Below are 20,091 nucleotides of genomic sequence, written 5' to 3'. Positions count from 1 at the left end.
CATGGGGGCGCCCGAGGCGCCGGTGCTGTCCGTCACCGGTCTGACCAAGACCTTCCCGGGTGCCCGCGCGCTCGACGGGGTGGACTTCGCGGTGCGGCCCGGTGAGGTCCACGCGCTGATCGGTGAGAACGGCGCCGGGAAGTCCACCCTCATCAAGGTACTGACCGGTGTCTACCACCCTGACGAAGGCGAGTTGACCTACCGTCAGGAACCGGCCTCCTTCGCCACCCCGCTCGCCGCACAGCACGCCGGGATCTCCACGATCTACCAGGAGGTGAATCTGGTCCCGCTGCTGAGCGTGGCCCGCAATCTCTTCCTCGGCCGCGAGCCCCGCAACCGTATCGGCCTGATCGACTTCCGCCGGATGCACCGCGAGGCGGACGAGGCGCTCCGCTCACTGGGTGTCCGTACCGATGTGCGCAGGCCGTTGCGGTCCCTCGGCGTCGGCACCCAGCAGATGGTGGCGCTCGCCCGCGCGGTTTCGGTGGACGCCCGGGTGGTCATCATGGACGAGCCGACGTCCTCGCTCGAACCGGCCGAGGTCCAGACCCTGTTCGGGGTGATCCGGATGCTGCGCGACCGCGGGATCGCGGTGATCTACGTCAGCCACCGCCTGGAGGAGCTGTACGAGGTCTGCGACAACGTCACCGTGCTGCGGGACGGCAAGGTCGTGCACACCGGGCCGATCGCCGAGCTCGACCGGCTGCGGCTGGTCTCGCTGATGCTCGGGCGGGAGATGGGCGAGGTGCGCAGCGAGGGCCTCACCAAGTTCACCGGCGGACACATCGAGGGCGCCGAACCCGTCCTGAGTGCAGAGGGATTGACGGTACGTCATGTGCTGGACGGGGTGTCGGTCACCATCCGGCCCGGTGAGGTGGTCGGTCTCGGCGGGCTGCTCGGCTCCGGCCGGAGCGAGACCGCCAAGGCCATCGCCGGGGCGCTGCCGCCCGACACGGGCCGGGTGCTGGTCGCGGGCGGCGCCGTCCGTACCGGCTCCACCCCGGCCGCCATCCGGGCGGGCATCAGTCTGCTGCCCGAGGACCGCAAGGCCGAGGGCATCGTGCCGGGGCTCTCGGTACGGGAGAACATCGCCCTCGCCGCACTGCCGGGGCTCTCGCGCTTCGGCCTGGTCGACGAGAAACGCATCGACAGCATCGTGGAGACCTTCATGACGCGGCTGCGGATCAAGGCCGCGGGCCCGCACCAGAAGGTGGGCGAACTCTCCGGCGGCAACCAGCAGAAGGTGCTGCTCGCCCGCTGGCTCGCCATGCACCCCAAGGTGCTGCTCCTGGACGAGCCGACCCGGGGCATCGACGTCGGTGCCAAGGCCGAGGTGCAGAAACTCATCGACGAACTCGCCGAGGACGGGCTCGGCGTCCTGCTGATCTCCTCCGACATGGAGGAGCTGATCGAGGGCTCCGACCGGGTCGTCGTCCTGCGGGACGGCGCCGTCGTCGCGGAGCTGTCCGGTGACGCCGTCACCGGGGAGCGACTGCTGCGGGCCATCGCCGCGAAGGGCGGGGACCATGACTGACCTGGCGCTCCGGCGCACTTCCTACGACCGTGACCGGCTGCTGCGGCTCCTCCAGGAGTACGGCGTGTACGCCGGGGTGGCCGTACTGATCCTGGCCAATATCGCCTTCACCCCGCACTTCCTGTCCGCGGAGAACTTCCGCACCCAGGCCGTGCAGGTCGCACCGGTCCTCATCGTGGCGCTCGGGATGGCGCTGGCGATCGGCAGCGAGGGCGTCGACCTCTCCGTCGGCTCGGTGATGGCCCTCTCGACCTCGCTGGTCTCGCTCTACCTCGGCTACGGGGTGTGGATCGCGCTCATCACGGCCGTCGTCGGCGGGATCGTGGTGGGGGTGGCCAATGGATCGCTGATCGCGTTCATCGGCGTCCAGCCCATCGTCGCGACCCTGGCACTGATGGTCGCAGGACGCGGGATCGCCCTGGTCCTGCTCCCCCAGCTGAAGGACATCCACGACCCGGGCATGGCGTCGCTGGGCTCCGGGGACGTGCTCGGCATCCCGTATCTGGTGCTGATCGCGGCGGCGCTCGCCCTGGTCGTCGCGTTCACCGTGCGGCGTACGACCTTCGGCAGGCAGCTGCTCGCCATCGGCGACAGCCGGCCCGCCGCCCAGCTGGCCGGGCTTCCGGTCCGGCGGGTGCTGATCCTGGTCTATGTCTGCTCCGGGGTGCTGGCCGCCGTCGCGGGGGTCCTCGCGTCGGCGCGGCTGCAGGCCAGCGATCCGACCTCGCTCGGCAATCTGATGGAACTCTCCGCGATCACCGCGGTCGTCGTCGGCGGTACGCCGCTGAGCGGCGGCCGCATCAGGATCGGCGGCACCGTGGCGGGGGCCGTCCTCATCCAGCTGCTCACCGCCACGCTCATCAAGCACGATCTGCCTCCGTCCTGGACGCAGATCGCCCAGGCCGTGGTGATCGTGCTCGCGGTGTACGCGGCACGGGAACGGGGGAAGCGGTGACCGCCGTGCAGACCATCGGGACCGGCCGCGAGGCCGAAGGGGACGAGCCCACCGGATCGACCCGCGGCGAGCGGATCAGCGCGCTCGCCCAGCAGCACGGCGCCCTGGTGACCCTGGTCGTCGCCGTGATCGCGGCATCGCTGAGCTTCGACACCTTCCTGACCGCCGACAACCTCGGAAACATGGCCGTCTCCTCGGCCTTCCTCGCCGTCGTCGCCCTCGGGATGACCTTTGTGATCATCACCGGCGGCATCGATCTGTCGGTGGGCTCGCTCTTCGCGCTGGGCGGTGTGCTCGGGGCCTGGGGCTCGCGGTACGGGACGCTGGTGGCGCTGCTGCTGCCGCTTGCGGTGTGCGGGCTGATCGGCCTGGTCAACGGCCTGCTGATCGCGCGGGCCCGGCTGGCGCCGTTCATCGTGACCCTGGCGTCGCTGCTCGCCGCGCGCGGCATCCTGCTGGCGATCACCCACGAGGGGGCGACGACCTACCTCGTCGACGGCTCCTCGCTCTTCGCCCACCTCGGCCAGGACAGCTGGCTCGGCCTGGGGGTTCCGGTCTGGATCACCCTGGCGCTCTTCGTCCTGGGAGCGGTGGTGCTGCGCCGCAGCCGCTTCGGCCAGTATGTGTACGCGGTCGGCGGGAACGAGGACGCGGCGGCGCTGATGGGCGCCCCCGTGGCCCGTACGAAGACCACCGTGTACGCGCTCTCCGGGGTCTGCGCGGGGCTCGCGGGCGCGCTCAACGCGGCCTGGCTGGTCTCCGGTGTCACCATTCTCGGCTCGGGCATGGAGCTGGAGGCGATCTCGGCCGTCGTCATCGGCGGCACGCTGCTGACCGGCGGATTCGGCTTCATCAGCGGTTCGCTCGTCGGGGTGCTGCTGCTGAAGGTCATCCAGAACGTGATCAACCAGATCGGTTCGCTGGACTCCGCGTACCAGCAGGTGGTCAGCGGCGCCTTCCTGGCGGTCGTGGTCATCGCCCAGACCTGGCTGGGCAGGCGCCGCAGGATGCTCTGAAGGCCGCGCCCTGACCACCCGGTGACCACGCCGCGAACCGCCCGGTAGCCGCTCTGCGCCGCTACCGGGCGGTTTGCGGCTCTTGCACGACCGCCGCGAGGACTACCTCCCGGGTTGCCGCGTACTGCTCTGGTAGTACGAACGATTCGGTGCCTGGGTACGACGACAATCCGGCCGAAAGGAGAGATCGTTGATACATGAGTGCCCTCGCGCTGTCCGTGCTGCTGTCGCTGGTCTCCGCGGTCGCGTATGCGGCCGGGGCCATCGTGCAGGAACGTGTCGCCGTGGCCACCCCCGGCAGCCCCTACGCACCCCTGCGTCACGCCGGCTGGTGGGCGGCCATGACACTGAACGGCCTCGGGGCCGGACTGCATGTGATCGCGCTGGCCTACGGGCCACTCAGCCTGGTGCAGCCACTGGGTGCCCTGACCATCGTCTTCGCACTCCCGATGGCTGCCGTCTTCGTACGCCGCAGGGCGGGGGCCGCCGCCTGGCGTGGCGCGATCATGGCCACGGTGGGGCTTGCCGGGCTGCTCGCCCTGACCGGCGGTGCGGGCAGCGGCACGCTGCCCGGCGGCGAGCGGACCGTACTGGCGCTGGCGACCTTCGGCGGGATCGCCCTGCTGTTCCTCACCGCTCTGCGGGTGCGCAAGCCGGTGGTGCGGAGCGTCGTGATGGCAACGGCCGCGGGGGTGGCCTTCGGCGCCGCCTCGGTCTTCGTCAAGACCGTCGCGGTGGACTGGACCTCGCACTCACCGACCGCCGAGTGGCCGAGCCTGCTGGCCATCGCCGGGTTCGCGGCGACCGGGGTACTGCTCTCGCAGGCGTCGTACCGGGGGGCCGGGCTCGCGGCCCCGCTGGCGACCGTGACCGTCGTCAATCCGGTGCTGGCCGCCGCGCTCGGTGTCACGCTCTTCGGTGAGCAGTTCCGCTACGGGGTGACCGGTACGGTGCTGGCGCTCGCCTGCGGCGTCGTGGCGGCGGGCGGACTGATCCTGCTGACGACGGAGCGGCTCGCCGCCGACCGGCCGGACTCCGGGGCCACGCACGGGCCGGACGCCGGGACCCCCCACGGGCCGGACGACCGGCCGGACGCCGGAACCCCGCGCGGCTCACAGTCACAGGGCCGGCAGACCTCCGCCACGGTCCCGCCACCCGGCGGGCCCGCGCCGCAGCCGCATCTGGTGGCAGCGCGCACCCGCACCAAGAAGGACGGTCACACGGCGACGCCGCCCGCCCTGAGGTAGCCCAACGGATCGATATCGCTGCCGTAGTCCGGGCCGGTCCGCGCCTCGAAGTGCAGATGCGGTCCGGTGGCGTTGCCGGTCGACCCGGAGCGGGCGATGCGCTGCCCCTGCTGGACGTTCTGGCCCATCCGGACCGTCAGTGCGGACAGATGGGCGTACTGGGTGTACGTGCCGTTCGCGTGCCGGATGACCACCTGGTAGCCATAGGCACCGCCCCACCCGGCGGCGACCACTCGGCCCGCGGCGACCGCCTTGACCGAGGTGCCCGTCGCGACCGGGAAGTCGATACCGGTGTGGTGGCCGCTGGACCAGGAACCGCCGGACGCGCGGTAGGCCGTGGTGTGGTGGCCGGGCACGGGTGCGACCAGGGCCGTCGAGGACGCGGCCGAAGCGGGGTGGCGTTGAGCAGCCGAAGCGGGGTGGTGTTGCGCGGGCGCCGTCCGGTGGGACTTCGCCGCGGGTCCGGCGGGCGCCGTCGTGGTGTGCGCCGTATGTGCCGTACGGGGCTCCGCGGTCCGGGGCGCGGCGGGGGCGTGTCCGGACCGGGCCTTCCGCTGCTGCCCGTCGATGGTCAGCCGCTGGCCGGGAAAGATCAGGTCGGGGTCGGTGCCGACCACCGGGCGGTTGCCCTCGTACAGCCGGTGCCAGCCGCCGCTGACGTGCTCGGCCTCGGCGATCCGGGAGAGCGAGTCACCGCTGACCACCGTGTACGCGTCGTGGTGCGTGGCGGAAGCGACGGTCGCCGACGGCCTCGCCGACGCCGCGGGCGCGGCACCGGTCTTGGAGCCGGCCGGGGTCCTGGGGTGCGGCTCACTCCGGGGCTTCGGGGCGGATGTGTGCTCCGGCGCCGCGGTACGGGATTTCGGGGCCGCTCGGCCGGCCGTTCCGGTCCCGGTCCGTACGGCCGTCTTCGGCGCCCCGGCCTTCACGACCGTCCTCGGCGCGGCATCGTCCCTGCTGAGCCCGGCCCGTACCGAGCAGACCGGCCAGGCGGTGGGACCCTGCGCCCTGAGCACCTTCTCCGCGACCGCGATCTGCTGCTGCCGGGTCGCCAGATCGGCCCGCGCGGCGTAGACACCGCCGCCGTACGCCTGCCAGGTGGACCGGCTGAACTGGAGCCCGCCGTAATAGCCGTTGCCGGTGTTGATCTGCCAGTTGCCGGTGGATTCGCAGCGCGCCACCTTGTTCCAGACGTCTGCCGTGGCGGCGCCCGCAGGTGCGGCGGTGAGCAGCGGCAGCGCGAGCCCGGCGCCGCCCGCGGTGACCGCGAGCGAGGCACGGTTGATCCGGCCTGGCTCGTAACGGCGATGACGACCGGATGCGGCCATGCTCGGCTCCCCCACTCGCGCCTCGGACGCGCCCCTCGGACACGTCGCAGGGCGCAAAAGTAAGGCCGGCGTGGAGGGAATGACAAGGGCACGTGCGCGCCGTACCCTTGCAGCCGATACGGGAGAGCGCTCTCCGAAGGAGAGCGCGGAGGGGGCTTCATGACCGACGAAGAACTGGACGCCCTGGTCGCCGCGTTGAGCCCGGCGGCCAGGGTGCGTCTGCTGACCGGGGCCTCCGGCTGGCGCACGCACGCCGAACCGGCGGCCGGGCTGCGGGCGATGGTGACATCCGACGGGCCGGTGGGCGTACGCGGTGAGTCGTGGGACGAACGCGAGACCTCGCTCGTCCTGCCGTCACCCACCGCCGTCGCGGCGGCCTGGGACGAGGAACTCGCCGCGGAACTGGGCGGGTTGCTCGCGGCCGAGGCCCGGTCCAAGGGCGTGGACGTACTGCTGGCGCCCACGCTGAACCTGCACCGGACGCCGCTCGGCGGCCGCCACTTCGAGTGCTGCTCCGAGGATCCGCTGCTCACCTCCCGTACCGGTGCCGCCCTCATCCGCGGTGTGCAGGCGGGCGGAGTCGCCGCGACGGCCAAGCACTTCGTCGCCAACGACGCCGAGACCGACCGGCTGACGGTCGATGTCCGGGTGGGCGAACGGGCCCTGCGCGAGGTCTATCTGGCGCCGTTCGAGGCCGCCGTCGAGGCCGGTGTGTGGGTGGTGATGTCGGCGTACAACCGGGTCAACGGCGCGACCATGTCGGCGAGTCCGCTGCTGGACGAACCGCTGAAGGGCGAGTGGGGCTTCGACGGCCTGGTGATCTCGGACTGGGGTGCGGTGCGCGCCACGGTGGAGACGGCGCGGGCCGCCCAGGATCTCGCCATGCCCGGACCGGCCGGTGCCTGGGGCGATGCGCTGCTGGCGGCCGTACGGTCTGGGGCGGTGGCCCAGTCCGCGGTGGACGACAAGGTGCGCAGGCTGCTGCGGCTGGCCGACCGGGTGGGCGCGCTCGGCACACCGGCTCCGGTGTGGCGTCCTGTGGTGCCCGATGCGGAGCGGCGCGCACTGCTGCGCCGGGCAGCGGCGGCCGGCATGGTGCTGGTGCGCAACGCGGGGCAGGTGCTTCCTCTCGACCCGCGGGAACTGCGGACCGTCGCCGTGATCGGGCCGCGGGCCGCCGGGCTGCGTATCCAGGGCGGGGGCAGCGCCGAGGTCTTCCCCGGCTCCGTCGTCTCCCCGCTGGAGGGGATCCGGGCGGCGCTCGGCCCGGGGGTGCGGCTGCTGCATACACCCGGGGTGCCGGCCGGACGCGGGCCCGCGCCGCTCACCCGGGAGGCGGCACGCAATCCGGAGACCGGTGAACCCGGCTTCCTGGTCAGCCTGTTGGACGCCGGTGGCGCCGTACTGCACTCCGAACACCGGCTGTCGGGGCGGATCGTGGAACCGGCCAGGACCGAGGGCGCGGCCACCGTGGAGATCCGCACCCTGCTGCGGCCGGGGGCGAGCGGTGAGTGGACCCTGGCGGTCGGCGGATTCGGCCCGGTCTCGCTGACCGCCGATGGCCGGACCGTGGTGGAGGGTGTGTTCGCCCCGGAGACCGACGACCCGACCCATATCCATGTGTCGCCCCCGTACCGCTCCGGCCGGATCACCCTCACCGCGGGTGCGGAGACCGAGATCGTCGCCCGGCGCGGACTGGCCCCCGGCACCGGAGTCGCCACGGTCCTCGCCGCCGCGCCACCGGCTTCGCCCCCCGCCGCCGCACTGGCCGAAGCGGTCGCGGCGGCCCGCGCGGCCGATGCCGTCGTGGTGGCGGTCGGAACCACGGAGGAGACCGAGTCCGAGGGCAGCGACCGCCTCTCGCTCGCACTGCCCGTCGGTCAGGACGAGCTGGTACGGGCCGTGGCCGCCGTCCGTCCCGACACGGTGGTCGTCGTGAACGCGGGCGGCCCGGTGGTTCTGCCCTGGCGGGACGAGGTGGCGGCGGTGCTGCTCGGCTGGTTCCCCGGCCAGGAGGCGGGGCATGCTGTGGCGGATGTCCTCCTCGGCCGTACGGAGCCGGGCGGGCGGCTGCCCACGACCTGGCCGGCCCGGCAGGACGACGTACCGGTGCTGGGCACCACGCCCCGGGACGGCGCGCTGCGCTACACGGAGGGCCTGCACATAGGCTACCGGGCCTGGCTGCGGGGGCCGGTGGCGCCCGCGTACTGGTTCGGGCACGGTCTCGGGTACACCAGCTGGGAGTACGAACGGCTCGAACCCCCCGGAGCCGTGTCGGGCGACGGCTCGTTCGACGTACGGGTACGGGTCCGCAACACGGGCGGCCGTGCGGGGCGCGAGGTCGTCCAGCTCTATCTGGCGCGACCGGTATCGGCCGTGGAGCGCCCGGTCCGCTGGCTCGCGGGCCATGCCGCCGTACACGCGCGGCCCGGCGAGAGCGCCGAAGTGGTCGTCCGGGTACCGGGACGGTCTTTGCGGCACTGGTGCGTGGCGGAGCGGTGCTGGCGCGTCGAGCCGGGGGTGTTCACGGTGTACGCGGGGCGGTCGGCCGGGGATCTGCCACTGGTGACGGAGGTGGACGTGCCGGTTCCGGTGCCCATGGCGGGCGTACTGCCCTGAGACGGGGACTGCGGGCGGGTCGGGCAGGGCCGGGCAGGAGACTGAGCCGGGCCGGGCAGGAGACTGAGCCGGGCCGGGCAGGAGACTGAACGGGTCCGGGCAGGAGACTGAACGGGTCCGGGCAGGAGGACGGGCGGGTCCGGGCCCACCCGGCCCTCCGCCGGGGCCGGCTCGGGGCCGCGAAAGGCTCGTCACACCGCGGAAGTGACAGACTTCGAGGTGAGGACGGGAGGCGAGCAGTGCGTGAGCGTGGCGGCCCCTCCGCCCGGACTCGCTCGTTCCCACCGATTCCACGCCACGTCCGGACCGCAACGGAGCACTCGGAGCACCCATGACGGCAGGCAACCCCAAGCACCCCATCGACACCAGCAAGCCGCACCCCGCGCGCGTCTACGACTATCTGCTCGGCGGCAAGGACCACTATCTCGTCGACCGCGAGCTGGGCGAGGAGCTGGCCGACTTCATCCGGGTCGGAGCGCAGCAGAACCGCGCGTTCATGCACCGCGCGGCCGCCTGGGCGGCGCACCAGGGCATCGACCAGTACCTGGACATCGGCACCGGGATCCCGACCGAGCCGAATCTGCACCAGATCGTCCAGGAGATCATCCCCACGGCCCGGGTCGTCTACGCGGACAACGACCCCATCGTGCTGCGCCATGCCGAAGCCCTGCTGGTCAGCACCCCTGAGGGCGCCACGCACTACGTGGAGGCCGATGTCCGCGAACCGGACACGATCCTCGAACACGCCCATGGTTTCCTGGACTTCAGCAGGCCGGTGGCCCTGTCGCTCATCGCCGTCCTGCACTTCATCCTCGACGAGGAGAACCCGCACGCGATCGTGCGGGAGCTGGTCGGCCGGCTGCCGTCGGGCAGCTGCCTCATGCTGGCGCAGGCCAGCCTCGACGCATTCCCCGAGGCGGAGGAGCATGTGGCCGGCACCTACTCCAGCCGTATCCCCTTCCAGCCCAGGACGCGCGCTGAGATCGTGCGGTTCTTCGACGGGCTGGATCTGGTCGAGCCGGGCGTGGTGACGGGCCCCGAGTGGTTCCAGGTCCCGCCCGCGCCCGAACTCACACCGTATCCGGGCTATGTCGGCGTGGGACTGGTCCCGTAGCGGACGGTCCCGCACCGTGGAGGACTCCGCGTTCCTTCCGGCGCGACGGCTTACCCATCCGCACGGTGACACCCACGGCCCCTGTCACCGTCGGCTACGAGCCGACCGGCCCCACTCTCGCGCTCCCGTACCCGACAGGCGGGCTCAGGCAGTGAGCCCGGACCCACATGGGTCACGTCCTCGCCACTCGCGAGAGCCACGACGCGCGAGCGTCCCAGCCATTGCCGGGCCACAGGTTGTTGACGCCGTCGACTCGTGAATCTTCCCGCGGGTCGCTGGATCTGAGCCGTTTGCATTAGGCAGGTGACTACCTGCATAATGATCGCGTGGATGCGGATAAGGTGTTCAAGGCCCTGGCAGATCCTGGTCGACGGCGTTTGCTGGACATGCTTCACGAGCGGACCGGGCTGACGCTCGGGGAGCTCTGCGAAGGGCTCGACATGCGCCGCCAGTCGGTCAGCCAGCACCTTGAGCTCCTGGAGGCCGCGAATCTCGTCACCTCGGTGCGGGATGGCCGACGCAAACTGCACTATCTGAACCCAGTACTGATCCACCAGATCCAGACCCGATGGATCTGGAAGTTCGAGGAGCCGCAGCTTGCGGTGCTCGCGGGGGTCAAGAACCGCGCGGAGGAGGACGCCATGACCGAGTCGTCCCAGACAGGCCCAGTTCCTGACTACGTCTACACGACCTACATCAAAGCCACGGCTGAGCAGGTGTGGAACGCCCTGACCGACCCGGACATCACCGCGAAGTTCTGGGGGCATGCCCAGGTCTCGGACTGGAGGGTCGGCAGCCGGGTCGACCATGTCCGGGTCGATGGATCAGGTATTTCCGATGCTGCTGGAACGGTTGTGGAGGTTGATCCTCCACATCGGCTCTCCTTCGGCTTCGGCGAACCGAGCCGGGCCCTTGATCCAGCCTCCGAACAGAGCCTTGTGACATTTGAGATCGAGCCGTACCGCGACATCGTGAAGCTCACCCTCACCCAATCCAAGTTCCGTTCGCTCGCCGACCGGGAAGCCATCGGACAGGGCTGGCCGACAGTGCTCGCGAATCTCAAGACGCTGCTTGAAACCGGTGAGGCGCTGCCCACCCCTCCGTGGGAGTTCCACACTGACGCGCGTGCCGCCCGGATGGCGAAGCACGGGTAACGCGGCCTCGGAAGCGGAAAGTCTCCGTGCCGGCGGCGAGGAACGAACGCGGGCCTTCGGAGACCTTGCGGTTCCCCGTCGGGATCCCGCGGCACTGCCGTCCCGACAAGGATGCCGGTTGCCACGGGTCGCGGGCGTCATCCGGAATCCGGAGGGTATCCGTTACGTCCCAGGACGCTGCTGAGCGGTCCCAGAACGCCCGAAGGAGTCACGGTGACGGAGCAGAGTTCGCTGAGAGCGGTGGGCTGGGCGCGGTCTCTTCCCATGAACTGCGGCGTGGCCGAAGCCCGGGACTGGACGCGAGGGCACCTGGACTCTCTCGAATGGTGCCACCAGGCACAACACGTCGTGGACTCCGTTGTGCTGACCGTCTCCGAACTGATCACCAACGCTCACGTCCACGCCCGCAGTGACGCACAGCTGATCCTCCTGTGGGACGAGCAGTGTCTCCACGTGACCGTCCACGACACGTCAGCGGACCTGCCCGCACCACGTCAGCCCGCCTCCGACAGTCCCGGGGGGCGCGGACTGCTGCTCGTCGACGCTCTCGCCGACGACTGGCAAACCCACCGCTGCACCCGCGGCAAGGACGTCACCGCGTGCTTTCAACCCCCCGCCCCACCCAACGCCGCCTGAGAAGCCGGCTATCTGACGACACCGACTTGTTACTCCTGCCGGGACCGGCCGGGGAACGCGCAGGCCGGGGCTGACGGATGCCGCGACCGGCGCAGCGAACACCCCGGCGCTGTCCGGCAGTCCGGCCCTCTCGCTCGTTTCTGCCCGTTCGACCGGTCGGCGCTGCCCGGTTGTCTCTGGTGCTGATGCGCTCTGACTGTGTAGACAGGACAAATCAGCGTACCGAACCAGAGGCGAGGCTCCCTTGCGCGATCACGAGACGAATCGGGACGCAGGAACCCCCGCCCGACGGACTCCGGCGGCTTCACCATCGCGGGCGGTACGGCAGAGCGGGCTGCTGAACCTTCAGACCACGGCCGGCAACGCCGCCGTCGTGCAGATGCTCCGCCGGGCCGCCGAGGAGCGGCACGAACACTCCGCCGGTTGCGGCCACCAGCCGGACGCACAACCCGCAGTGCAGCGCTCCGCTGTCCACGAGGTGCTGCGCTCGCCCGGCCATCCGCTGGACGACACGATCCGCAGCGACATGGAGTCGCGTCTGGGCGCGGACTTCTCCGGTGTACGCCTGCATACCGACGCCGCGGCCAAGGCCTCCGCGAGCGAGGTGGGCGCCCACGCCTACACCTCCGGCAACCATGTCGTCATGGGCGAGGGGGGCGAGGACCGGCACACCCTGGCCCATGAGCTGACACATGTGATCCAGCAGCGGAAAGGACCGGTGGCCGGCACGGACCAGGGCGACGGGCTCGCCGTCAGCGACCCCTCCGACCGCTTCGAGCGTGAGGCCGAGGCCAACGCCGCCCGGGTGCTGGCCGGACCTGCTCCCGACCGGGCGACGGCTCCGCCCGGCGAGGCCACCGCCCCCACGACCGCCACCGGTGCCGGTACGGAGCCACTTCAGCGGGCCATCGACACCAGGCTGGGCCGTATCGACGGCAAGGAGAACACGGTCGACGCTCTTGCGCCTTGGAATGCCCACACACCGTCCTTCTTCACGTTCAGCGCCAAGAAGTGGAAGGAAAAATGGGGGATCGGAGCCCACGACGACGCCAAGAAGAAGGAGAAGCAGAAGGAGCTGTTCCGGACCCTGAATCAGCTCATCGATGACGAGGAGGTCCATCAGGCTCCGACCAAGGACACACTCGCCGAGCTCGTGAAGGGCCTGCACGGGAAGGCGGGGAAGGCCCCTTCCGGTCCCGGCCAGGAGGAGTCCGAGGCCGACGGTCAGTCCCGAGATCCGGATGCGGAGACGACACTCGCCAAGCTGAAGCAGATGGGCAACCGGGCCTTCCCGCAGGAGGAGATGCGGCAGCTCGCGAACAAGGCAAGGCCGGGCACCGGCTGGCTGTACGAGCTGGAGGCGGGGCTGGAGCAACTGGAGGCGGACCCCACATGCGTGGTCCAGTTCGGTGCGTGCTCCCGGGACGACATCAACCATCATCTCGGCCTGTCCCTGGGCTCGACGGAGCGTGGCGACTTCATCGCCTCCTTCGTGTCGGAGAAGCGTTCGGGCAAGACGGGCGCCGACTGGGTGGTCTGGCGGCCTGCCCCCAAGGACGCGGATCCAGGCGCGGCGGAGCAGCAACCCGACGTGTTCACCGGTGAGTTCGTCCAGGCGAAGCTGACGGTCGAGCGGAACTTCCGCCACAACCTCTTGGCGGCCGCGAGCCAGCTCGAAGGCAAGAACGCCAGCGGGAAGGGGAACGCCATGACCGACCGTGAACTCACTCTGCGCTCGGGACAGGGCGGCGGAGCCCGGCACACGGGGACCATCGCCATGCAGGTGACCGACGACGTGAGCGACCCGAGGAAGATCGAGAATTACATTAAGGAGGTGCTGACGAAGGACATGGACAAGACCACGATGAAGCGGCCCTACGTCGACCGTGTCGTCCTGGAAGAGAGCATGCGGGGCCACAGGAAGACCGTCTACGAACTCAATAACGGCGAACTCACGAAGACGAAGTCGTGAGCCGGGGGCATCGTCGCTCATCGGGCGCGAAGAACGTGCTGACGGCGCCGGGAAGGACAGTCCTCAGCGCCGTTCCACCACGACCGGCCGCCAGTCCCCCTGCCGCAGCAGATTGACGGGGTCGGCGTCCGGGTCCGGCGCGTCGTGTCTGCGGTGTCTGCCGCCGCGGGCGAAGAAGTCGGCGAGCGGCAGGGTGGCCGCTCCCAGCGTCACCGCGTCGGGGCCCAGCGTGCCCAGGCCGATGGTGACGCGCTCGGCCGGGTGGTGCATCGCGTACTCCTTGGCGTACCGCCGCACGGCGGGCAGCAGCGCGGGGCCGAGCAACAGGCCGGCCCAGCCGCCCACCAGGATCCGTTCGGGGCGGAAGAGGTTGATCAGATCGGCGATGCCGGCCCCCAGATACTCGGCGGTCTCGTCCAGCAGTCCGGCGGCGGCGGTGTCGCCCGCCAGCCCCCCTGATGCGGGCAGCGCGTCGGCCAGCAGGGTGGCCAGGGCCGTCTCCTCGTCGGCCGCCGCTGCCGGGGAGCCGCCCGACTCCAGCCACCGCTCGCGGATCGCCTCGGCCCCCACGTACGCCTCCAGACAGCCGGGCGAACCGCAGCGGCAGCGCCGTCCGCCCACCCGCACGGTGGTGTGGCCCCACTCGACGGCCCTGGTCTCCGCGCCGCCGTAGAGCTCGCCGTCGACCACGATGCACGCGCTGACCCCGGAGCCGAACAGCACCACGACGGCGTCGCTGGTGCCGCGTCCGCCGCCGAACCACATCTCGGCCTGGCCCAGCGTCTTGGCCCCGTTGTCGATGAAGAACGGTACCCAGGAAGGGAGTTCGGCCGATTCGCGGAGCATGGCCTCCAGCGGGACGGCGTCCCAGCCGACGGTCTGGCCGTGGACGACGACCCCGTCGGGCCCGTCCCGGTCGATGATCCCCGGCACACCGACCCCGACACCGACGAGCCGGTTCGCGGACACGTCGGCGTCCCGCAGCACATCGGCGACGGCCTCCCTGATGTGGCCGACGATCCGGCCGACGTCATAGCCGTGATGCGCCAACGGGCGTTCGGAGCGGGCCAGTTCACCGAGTGAGAGGTCGAAGAGTTCGACCCGGACGCGGGTCTCCCCCACATCGATCCCGATCAGATGGCCGCTCGCGGGGGCGACGCGCAGCAGCGTGCGCGGCCGGCCGCCCTCCGAGTCGACCACGCCGGCCTCCTCAAGCAGTCCGTCCGCGGCCAGTTCGGCGACCACATTGCTGATCGAACCCGAGCTCAGACCGGTCGCGGCGGCGAGCTCCTGGCGGCTGAGCGGCCCGTCGAAATACAACCGTTGCAATACCTGGGCGCGGTTGCCGCGCCGCAGGTCACGCACTGTTCTTCTGCCCTGTTCAGCCATGTGGCTCCTTCCCGGTAGGCAACATACCCCTGTGAAAGCTCTTGACGCGACCTTCTCTCACTACTTAACTCACGCTCTGAATTAAGTCGTGAAGGCCGTTCGAATCCTGAACGCAGCCCTCCCCGGGAAGGGGCCAACGGACATGCGCAGTATCAGAGCCGCAGCAGCAGTCGCCGTCACCATCTCCACGCTCGCCGGAGCCACGGCGTGCGGTGGAGGCAGTGATTCCAGTGGCGGAGGCAGCAACGCGTCGCCCAAGACGCTCACCTACTGGGCGTCCAACCAGGCGCCGAACATCCCCGCCGACCAGAAGATCCTCACGCCCGAGCTGAAGAAGTTCGAGAAGCAGACCGGGATCAAGGTCAAGCTGGAGGTCGTGCCCTGGGCCGACCTGCTCAAGCGGATCCTCGCGGCGACGACCTCGGGCCAGGGCCCCGATGTGCTCAACATCGGCAACACCTGGTCATCCTCGCTGCAGGCCAGCGGCGCTCTGCTGCCCTGGAACAAGGCCAACTTCGACGCGATCGGCGGCCGCGACCGGTTCGTCGATGCGGCGGTCGGGTCGGCCGGCGCACCGGACAAGGACCCGGCGGCCGTTCCGCTGTACTCCCTCTCGTACGCGCTCTACTACAACAAGAAGATGTTCGCCGACGCGGGCATCACCAAGCCCCCGGCCACCTGGGACGAGCTGGTCGCGGACGGCCGGAAGATCTCCAAGAACGGCACCAGCGGCAAGTGGGGCCTCGGCGCCGAGGGCGGCAACCTCTCCGAGAACATCCACCAGGCGTTCGTACTCGCCAAGCAGCACGGGGCCGACTTCTTCGACGCGTCCGGCAAGCCGACCTTCACCTCTCCCAGCGCCGTGGCAGCCGTGAAGCAGTACGTCGACCTCATGGGCAAGGACAAGATCATCGCGCCGGGCAACGCGGAGTACGCCCAGAACCAGTCGCTCAGCGACTTCTCCAAGGGCAAGACCGCCATGGTGCTCTGGCAGGCCGCCGCGACCACCTTCGCCTCCCAGGGGATGAAGCCGCAGGACTGGGGGGCCGCGCCCGCGCCGGTCGAGTCCGGCACCCCCGGTCAGGGCAAGAACGTCAACTCCATGGTCGCGGGCATCAACATGGCCGTCTTCAAGAACACGAAGAACACCAAGGGCGCGCTGAAGTTCGTGAAGTTCATGACCAGCGACGACGAGCAGAAGATCCTCAACAAGGCCTACGGCGCGGTGCCGCCCGTCACGGCCGCCCAGTCGGACCCGGCCTTCAACGTGCCCGGTGTGAAGGTCCTCAAGGACACGCTGACCAAGAGCGCGGCGCCGCTGCCGCAGGTGGCGTCGGAGTCGCAGTTCGAGACGACCGTCGGGACCGCCATCAAGGAGCTGTGGGCCGACGCCGCCGCCGGAAAGGCCATCACCACGGCCTCGGTCAAGGACAAGCTCACCAAGGCGCAGCAGCAGATGACCCAGTGAGGCACTGAATCCGATGACCTCCCATCCGGCGTCCGACCGCCGCTCCGTCACGAGAGGCGCTGCCTCGCCCGTCCTGCTGGAGACCGCATCCCAGGTGCCTCCGGCGGCCGGCGGTGACGTACTGAAGTCCGGGGGCGCGCGGTCCCGTCTGCCGCGCGTCCCCGACCGGATCCGCCGCGGCGGCCTGCCCTATCTGCTGCTGCTTCCCGCGCTCGTGCTCGAACTGCTCATCCATATCGTGCCGATGGCCATCGGTATCGTGATGAGCTTCCGCGGCCTCACCCAGTTCTTCATCCGCAACTGGGGCCAGGCACCCTGGACGGGCCTGCACAACTACAGCGTCGCCGTCGACTTCGACGCCCCGATCGGCAAGGCCCTCCTCCACTCCTTCACCGTCACCTGCGCGTTCACCGTGCTGGCCGTCGGCCTCTCCTGGCTGATCGGTACGGGGGTGGCGATCCTGCTCCAGGAGGACTTCCGCGGACGCGGACTGCTGCGCACGGTCTTCCTCATCCCGTACGCCCTGCCCGCCTACGCCGCGATCATCACCTGGGCGTTCATGTTCCAGCGGGACAACGGCCTGGTGAACCACGTACTCCACGACCAGCTGGGCCTCACCGACAAGCCGTCGTTCTGGCTGATCGGCGACAACAGCTTCTACGCGCTGGTCATCGTCGCCATCTGGAAGTCCTGGCCGTTCGCCTTCCTGATGGTGATGGCGGCGCTCCAGAACGTCCCGCGCGAGCTGTACGAGGCGGCATCGATCGACGGTGCCGGGATCTGGCAGCAGATCCGCAGGATCACCCTGCCGTCGCTGCGTTCGGTCAACCAGGTCCTGGTCCTGGTGCTCTTCCTGTGGACCTTCAACGACTTCAACACTCCGTACGTCCTGTTCGGCAAGTCCGCACCGGAAGCCGCCGACCTGGTCTCCATCCACATCTACCAGTCGTCGTTCGACACCTGGAACTTCGGCAGCGGCTCGGCCATGTCCGTGCTGCTCCTGCTCTTCCTGCTGCTGGTGACGGCCGTGTACCTGATCTTCACGTCGCGCGGGAGGAAGAGCACCGATGTCTAGTACCAGCACCGCGCCGCGCGCCACCGCTCCCCCGCGCCCGACGACCGCCCACCGCTCCCCCACCGCGCCGCCGCGGTCCTTCCTCTGGACCCGGCGCGTGGTGCTCACCCTGGTGTCGCTCTTCACGCTGGTGCCCGTGTACGTCATGGTCAGCAGCTCGCTCAAGCCGCTGGGCGATGTGTCGGGCCGGTTCTCCTGGATTCCCAGCGGGTTCACCGTCCGCCCGTACATCGACATCTGGAGCACCATCCCGCTCGCCCGGTACTTCATGAACTCACTGATCGTGGCGGGTACGGCGAGTGTCTGCTCGGTGGTGGTCGCGGTCTTCGCCGCGTACGCCGTGAGCCGCTACCGCTTCCGCGGCAAGCGGGTCTTCACCGTCACGGTGCTCTCCACGCAGATGTTCCCCGGCATCCTGTTCCTGCTCCCGCTGTTCCTGATCTTCGTGAACATCGGGAACTCGACCGGCGTCAACCTCTATGGCTCCCGCGGCGGTCTGATCCTCACCTATCTGACCTTCTCGCTGCCGTTCTCGATCTGGATGCTCATCGGGTACTTCGACTCGATTCCGAAGGACCTGGACGAGGCGGCGATGGTGGACGGCTGCGGGCCGTTCGGGGCGCTCTTCAGGATCGTCGTCCCCGCGGCCGTCCCCGGCATCGTCGCCGTCACCATGTACGCGTTCATGACCGCGTGGGGCGAGGTGCTCTTCGCATCGGTCATGACCAATGACACGACGCGGACGCTCGCCGTGGGGCTCCAGGGCTACTCGACGCTGAACGACGTGTACTGGAACCAGATCATGGCCGCCTCGCTCGTCGTCAGCGTGCCGGTCGTCGCCGGGTTCCTGCTCCTCCAGCGCTACCTCGTCGCGGGTCTCACCGCCGGCGCGGTGAAGTGACCCCGCACTCCTCCTTACTCGCCCCTCCTCACCTCTCACCGCGCGGCACCGCGCAGCAGAAAGGCAGCCCGTGAACGAGTACAACTCCCTTCCCCCGGACTTCACCTGGGGCGTGGCCACGGCCGCGTACCAGATCGAGGGAGCGGTCGCCGAGGACGGCCGTTCGCCCTCCATCTGGGACACGTTCTCGCACCTTCCCGGGAAGATCGACAACGCTGACCACGGCGACACGGCCTGCGACCACTACCACCGCTGGCGCGAGGATATCGGGCTGATGAAGCAGCTCGGCGTGGACGCGTACCGGTTCTCCGTCGCCTGGCCGCGCGTGGTGCCGGGCGGTGACGGACCGATCAACGAGAAGGGCCTCGCCTTCTACGACCGGCTCGTCGACGGCCTGCTCGAAGCCGGGATCACCCCCTTCCCGACCCTCTACCACTGGGATCTGCCGCAGACCCTCCAGGACCGCGGCGGCTGGCCCGCCCGGGAGACGGCCGAGCACTTCGCGGAGTACGCGGGTGTGGTGGCCCGGCGGCTGGGTGACCGGGTGAAGGACTGGACGACGCTGAACGAGCCGCTCTGCTCGTCGTGGATCGGCCATCTGGAGGGCCGGATGGCGCCCGGCCTCACGGACATCACCGCAGCCGTCCGCACCTCGTACCACCTCCATCTGGGCCACGGTCTTGCCACCCAGGCGATCCGGGCGGCCGTCCCGGGTGCCCGTGTCGGCATCGTCAACAACCTCAGCCCCTGCGAGGCGGCCACCGAGCGCGAGGAGGACCGGGCGGCGGCCGTCCGCGCCGACGGCCACACCAACCGCTGGTGGCTGGACCCGATCCACGGCCGCGGCTATCCGCAGGACATGGTCGATCTGTACGGTGTCGACCTCCCCGTCCGGGCCGGTGACCTCGACACAATCGCCGCCCCGCTCGACTGGCTGGGCGTGAACTACTACTTCCGCAACGTCGTCACGGACGACCCGACGGGTCCGCTGCCGCACGCCAGACAGGTCTATCTGCCGGGCGCCCGCCACACGGCGATGGACTGGGAGGTCAACGCGGACGGACTGGAGAACATCCTGCTGCGGCTGGCCGACGAGTACGGCGCGCGGAAGATCTACGTCACCGAGAACGGCTCCGCCTACCCGGACGTGGTCCGCGCGGACGGCTCGGTCGACGACCCGGAGCGCGTCCAGTACCTCGACGAGCACCTGGCAGCCTGCGCCCGCGCCGCCCGCAAGGGTGTCCCGCTCGCGGGGTACTTCGCCTGGTCGCTGCTGGACAACTTCGAGTGGGCGTACGGGTACGACAAGCGCTTCGGCCTGGTCCACGTCGACTACGCGACGCAGCGGCGCACCGTCAAGAGCAGCGGTCACCGGTACGCGGACATCGTCCGCTCCGCCCGCGGCCGGGGGCGCAGGGCCGCGTAACCGCACGGCCGGCGCACCGCTGAATGTGCCACGCCCCCAGGGGCTCCGGGACCACCGGGGCCCCTGGGGGCCTACCCGCTCCCACCGGCTGGGCCGAACGGGGATACGACCGGCGGAGTCGGGCACCCGTACCCCGGAACGGTCATGGTGCCCTGTAGGCCGCCCGGCCCACAGATCCCGGCAGGACAGCGGCGCCGGACGTACGGTCCGGGTAGGCGCGACACGCGCGATACGCAGGCGTGGCACCCCCAGCAATC

Annotated in this window: 15 protein-coding genes; 13 read left to right on the top strand and 2 right to left on the bottom strand. The window is 70.3% G+C overall.

What is annotated here, in order from left to right; translation table 11 throughout:
- The first annotated feature begins 1 nt into the window (after nucleotide 1).
- From ACWGKJ_RS19120 to ACWGKJ_RS19105, 4 genes are all read left to right on the top strand, one after another.
- The gene (locus ACWGKJ_RS19120; RefSeq protein ID WP_385022057.1) at nucleotides 2-1,534 is read left to right on the top strand and encodes a sugar ABC transporter ATP-binding protein; all 1,533 of its coding nucleotides are present in this window, start codon (nucleotides 2-4) and stop codon (nucleotides 1,532-1,534) included.
- On the top strand, nucleotides 1,527-2,489 hold the full coding sequence (locus ACWGKJ_RS19115; RefSeq protein ID WP_385022054.1) for an ABC transporter permease: 963 nt from the start codon (nucleotides 1,527-1,529) through the stop codon (nucleotides 2,487-2,489). The genes ACWGKJ_RS19120 and ACWGKJ_RS19115 overlap by 8 nt, the downstream gene beginning before the upstream one ends.
- Nucleotides 2,490-2,494: 5 nt before the next feature.
- The gene (locus tag ACWGKJ_RS19110) at nucleotides 2,495-3,505 is read left to right on the top strand and encodes an ABC transporter permease (protein ID WP_385022164.1); all 1,011 of its coding nucleotides are present in this window, start codon (nucleotides 2,495-2,497) and stop codon (nucleotides 3,503-3,505) included.
- Between the two features lie 197 nt (nucleotides 3,506-3,702).
- Nucleotides 3,703-4,752, top strand: coding sequence for a DMT family transporter (locus ACWGKJ_RS19105; protein ID WP_385022050.1), 1,050 nt, complete (start codon nucleotides 3,703-3,705; stop codon nucleotides 4,750-4,752).
- Here ACWGKJ_RS19105 and ACWGKJ_RS19100 read toward each other — a convergent pair.
- Nucleotides 4,722-6,080, bottom strand: coding sequence for a transglycosylase family protein (locus tag ACWGKJ_RS19100; protein WP_385022047.1), 1,359 nt, complete (start codon nucleotides 6,078-6,080; stop codon nucleotides 4,722-4,724). The genes ACWGKJ_RS19105 and ACWGKJ_RS19100 overlap by 31 nt on opposite strands.
- Nucleotides 6,081-6,239: 159 nt before the next feature.
- On the opposite strand from ACWGKJ_RS19100, the gene ACWGKJ_RS19095 reads away from it, so the two are divergent.
- The 5 genes from ACWGKJ_RS19095 (at nucleotide 6,240) to ACWGKJ_RS19075 (ending at nucleotide 13,575) form a co-directional block, all read left to right on the top strand.
- Entirely contained in the window at nucleotides 6,240-8,699 is a 2,460-nt protein-coding gene (locus ACWGKJ_RS19095) for a glycoside hydrolase family 3 C-terminal domain-containing protein (protein ID WP_385022044.1), read from the top strand.
- A 331-nt stretch (nucleotides 8,700-9,030) separates the two neighbouring features.
- Nucleotides 9,031-9,813, top strand: a complete 783-nt coding sequence (locus ACWGKJ_RS19090) for an SAM-dependent methyltransferase (protein WP_385022041.1) — start codon at nucleotides 9,031-9,033, stop codon at nucleotides 9,811-9,813.
- A 326-nt stretch (nucleotides 9,814-10,139) separates the two neighbouring features.
- The gene (locus tag ACWGKJ_RS19085) at nucleotides 10,140-10,967 is read left to right on the top strand and encodes an ArsR/SmtB family transcription factor (RefSeq protein WP_385022038.1); all 828 of its coding nucleotides are present in this window, start codon (nucleotides 10,140-10,142) and stop codon (nucleotides 10,965-10,967) included.
- A 213-nt stretch (nucleotides 10,968-11,180) separates the two neighbouring features.
- Complete coding sequence (locus ACWGKJ_RS19080) at nucleotides 11,181-11,603, top strand: ATP-binding protein (RefSeq protein ID WP_385022036.1); 423 nt, start codon at nucleotides 11,181-11,183, stop codon at nucleotides 11,601-11,603.
- A gap of 379 nt (nucleotides 11,604-11,982) precedes the next feature.
- A complete protein-coding gene (locus ACWGKJ_RS19075) occupies nucleotides 11,983-13,575 on the top strand; it encodes an eCIS core domain-containing protein (RefSeq protein WP_385022161.1) in 1,593 nt (530 codons plus the stop codon).
- Nucleotides 13,576-13,638: 63 nt separating this feature from the next.
- On the opposite strand, the gene ACWGKJ_RS19070 is transcribed toward ACWGKJ_RS19075, so the two are convergent.
- A complete protein-coding gene (locus ACWGKJ_RS19070; protein ID WP_385022033.1) occupies nucleotides 13,639-14,964 on the bottom strand; it encodes an ROK family transcriptional regulator in 1,326 nt (441 codons plus the stop codon).
- A 142-nt stretch (nucleotides 14,965-15,106) separates the two neighbouring features.
- Between ACWGKJ_RS19070 and ACWGKJ_RS19065 the strand changes: the two genes are divergently transcribed.
- The 4 genes from ACWGKJ_RS19065 to ACWGKJ_RS19050 all read left to right on the top strand — a co-directional run bounded on the left by ACWGKJ_RS19065 (nucleotide 15,107) and on the right by ACWGKJ_RS19050 (nucleotide 19,834).
- Nucleotides 15,107-16,432, top strand: coding sequence for an ABC transporter substrate-binding protein (locus ACWGKJ_RS19065; protein ID WP_385022030.1), 1,326 nt, complete (start codon nucleotides 15,107-15,109; stop codon nucleotides 16,430-16,432).
- Between the two features lie 13 nt (nucleotides 16,433-16,445).
- A complete protein-coding gene (locus ACWGKJ_RS19060) occupies nucleotides 16,446-17,507 on the top strand; it encodes a carbohydrate ABC transporter permease (protein ID WP_385022027.1) in 1,062 nt (353 codons plus the stop codon).
- Complete coding sequence (locus ACWGKJ_RS19055) at nucleotides 17,500-18,408, top strand: carbohydrate ABC transporter permease (protein WP_385022024.1); 909 nt, start codon at nucleotides 17,500-17,502, stop codon at nucleotides 18,406-18,408. The genes ACWGKJ_RS19060 and ACWGKJ_RS19055 overlap by 8 nt, the downstream gene beginning before the upstream one ends.
- A 70-nt stretch (nucleotides 18,409-18,478) precedes the next feature.
- Complete coding sequence (locus ACWGKJ_RS19050; protein WP_385022021.1) at nucleotides 18,479-19,834, top strand: GH1 family beta-glucosidase; 1,356 nt, start codon at nucleotides 18,479-18,481, stop codon at nucleotides 19,832-19,834.
- The last annotated feature ends 257 nt before the right edge of the window (nucleotides 19,835-20,091 follow it).

This window comes from Streptomyces sp. NPDC054757 (genome assembly GCF_053612185.1).
The sequence above is the reverse complement of the archived record's forward strand: the minus strand, read 5'-3'. Positions and strand labels throughout refer to the sequence as shown.